The 2,845-nt window shown below is 66.6% G+C and carries 3 protein-coding genes; all 3 read left to right on the forward strand.

Annotated elements, in window-relative coordinates; genetic code table 11:
* Window positions 1–954, forward strand: a 954-nt coding sequence (locus ACESL7_RS14925; protein WP_372894087.1) for a 2-hydroxyacid dehydrogenase, incomplete at its 5' end; no start/stop codon positions are given.
* Complete coding sequence (locus tag ACESL7_RS14930) at window positions 954–1,985, forward strand: L-idonate 5-dehydrogenase (protein ID WP_372894088.1); 1,032 nt, start codon at window positions 954–956, stop codon at window positions 1,983–1,985. The genes ACESL7_RS14925 and ACESL7_RS14930, both read left to right, overlap by 1 nt.
* 357 nt (window positions 1,986–2,342) lie before the next feature.
* On the forward strand, window positions 2,343–2,845 hold a 503-nt coding region (locus ACESL7_RS14935; RefSeq protein ID WP_372894089.1), incomplete at its 3' end, for a helix-turn-helix domain-containing protein.

A 2,845-nucleotide genomic window follows, 5' to 3' on the forward strand; every position in this document is an offset into this window, starting at 1 on the left:
AGGCCGGAGATTTTGCAAATGGGTGCTTTTCCCGAATGGGATCAGGGGCCGCTTGATGACGGCTTCGAGATGCACCGCCACGACCTCGCCGAAGATCCCAACGCCTTCCTCGCCGAGGTCGGCCCAAGGATCCGCGGCATCGCCACCCGCGGCGATCTCGGGGCCGGCCGTACCATCATCGACGCCTGCCCCGCCCTCGAGGTCATCGCCATCTACGGGGTCGGTTTCGACGCCGTAGACCTCGACGCCTGCCGCGCGCGGGGCATCGTGGTGGCGAACACCCCGGACGTGCTGACCAAGGACGTGGCCGATTTCGGCGTCGCGATGATGCTGGCGCTCGGGCGCGGGCTGATCGGCGGTGACCACTGGGTGCGCTCGGGCCAATGGGCCGAAATGGGCATGAAAAAGCTCCAGCGCCGCGTCTGGGGGAGCAAGGCCGGCATTCTCGGCCTCGGCCGGATCGGCCACGAGATCGGCCGCCGGCTGGAGGCCTTCGACATGGAAATCTCCTATTCCGCCCGCGCGCCCAAGGATCACGCCGCCGCTTGGACCTACATCCCCGACCCCGTTGAGCTCGCCGCGGCGTCCGATTACCTTTTCGTCACCCTCGCCGCCTCGGCGGAGACGCGCCACATCGTCGGGCGCGAGGTGATCGAGGCGGTCGGGCCGGAGGGCATCATCATCAACGTCTCCCGCGCCTCCAACATCGACGAGGACGCGCTGATCGCGGCGCTCTCCTCCGGCGCCCTCGGCGGCGCTGCGCTCGACGTCTTCGAGGGGGAACCGAACATTGACCCCCGCTTCTTCGACCTGCCCAACGCGCTGCTGCAACCCCACCAGGGCTCCGGCACCGTTGAAACCCGCAAGGACATGGGCAAGCTCATGCGCGATAACCTGACGGCCCATTTCGCGGGCGAGCCCCTCCCAACCCCCGTGCCAGAGGACGCCGCGTAGTGAAATCCCTCGTCATCCATGCCGCCCGCGATCTCCGGGTCGAGGACGCCGACACCCCCGTCCCCGGCCCCGGTGAGGTCGCCATCCGCATCGAGGCCGGCGGCATCTGCGGCTCCGACCTGCATTACTTCAACCATGGCGGCTTCGGCGCCGTGCGGCTGCGCGAACCGATGATCCTCGGCCACGAGGTGTCGGGCCGCATTACGGAACTGGGCGAGGAGGTGACTGGCCTCGCGGTGGGCGACCTCGTGGCCGTCTCCCCCTCCCGGCCCTGCCATGCCTGCCGCTTCTGCGCGGAGGGCATGTTTAACCAGTGCCTGAATATGCGCTTCTACGGCTCCGCCATGTCCTTTCCCCATGTCCAGGGCGCTTTCCGGCAGGTCCTCATGGCCGACGCCGCCCAATGCGCCCCGGCCGACGGGCTGAGCGCCGGGGTCGCCGCCATGGCCGAACCGCTGGCCGTCTGTCTGCACGCCACGCGGCGGGCCGGGCCCATGCTGGGCAAGTCCGTGCTGGTGACCGGCTGCGGCCCCATCGGCATCCTCAGTATCCTCGCCGCGCGCCGGGCTGGCGCTGACCGGATCGTGGCGACCGACCTTGCGGGGTTTCCTCTGGAGATGGCCCGGATCGCGGGCGCCGACGCGGTCATCGACATGGCTGAGACGCCCGAGGGCCTCGCCCCCTACGCCGAGAAAAAGGGCACCTTCGACGTCCTCTACGAATGTTCCGGCGCGGCCCCGGCGCTCGCCGGGGGCATCGGCGCCATGCGCCCGGGCGGCGTCATCGTGCAGCTCGGCCTTGGCGGCGACATGACCTTGCCCGTACAGGCCCTTACCGCCAAGGAACTGTCCTTGACCGGCTCCTTCCGCTTCCACGAGGAATTCTTCACCGCCGTCAGCCTGCTGCGAAAGGGCCTGATCGACGTGACGCCCTTCATCACCCACAGCTTTGCCCTCGATGAGGCGACGGAGGCCTTCGAAGTCGCCGGGGACCGGAGCCGGGCCATAAAGGCTCAGATAAGTTTCGCCTGATCCGGCTCTAACGTACTGACAACTTTCCGCTGCGGCTGTTCGTTCTCGACCTAAATGTGCGTCGGGAAATTGGCATGGGTCGCTTCCAGCCACTCCTCCGCGACGAAGGCCCCGACGACAATTCTGCGAACGACCGCCATGACATAATCTGCGGACTCCGCCTTACTCTGCGAGACCCTCCAGGCGAACTGCGTCTGCCGGAGGATTTGCGCCCGGTCATGCCTGCCCTCAAGCCGATTGATGTTGAGCAAAACAAGTCGCTCATCGGAGCCTTCTGAGATGGTCGGGAGCGCGAACTAGTGTTCGCCACCTGACACAAGATTCCCAAGGCTGACATGGTGTGCTATATTCGGGCGTATGAGACGCTCCGACATCTGCCTTTACCTTGGCCCCGCCGACCGTGCTGAGCTTCGAGCTCTGATCAGCAACCGCAACACCGTTCGCAAGCTTGTCTGGCGGGCCGAGATCGTGCTGGCGACGGCGGATGGTCATGGGACCTTCGAGATCATGCGGCGCGCGCAGACGTCGAAGCCCACGGTGTGGCGCTGGCAAGCGCGGTATCTCGATGAGGGCGTGGCGGGGCTGAAGCGCGACAAGACACGACCTTCACGTGTGCCGCCGCTGCCCATGGAAACGCGGCTGAAGGTCATCGCCAAGACGGTGCAGGAGACGCCGCCCAACGCCACGCACTGGAGCCGCGCGCTGATGGCCGAAGCAATGAACATCTCGCCGTCCAGCGTGGGTCGCATCTGGGCCGAAGCCGGCCTCAAGCCGCATGTCGTGAAGGGGTTCAAGGTCTCGAACGACCCAAAGTTCGAGGAGAAAGTCACCGAGATCGTCGGGCTTTACCTCGACCCGCC

Origin of the sequence: Rhodosalinus sp. (assembly GCF_041685465.1) — a bacterium.
Lineage (GTDB): Bacteria > Pseudomonadota > Alphaproteobacteria > Rhodobacterales > Rhodobacteraceae > Rhodosalinus.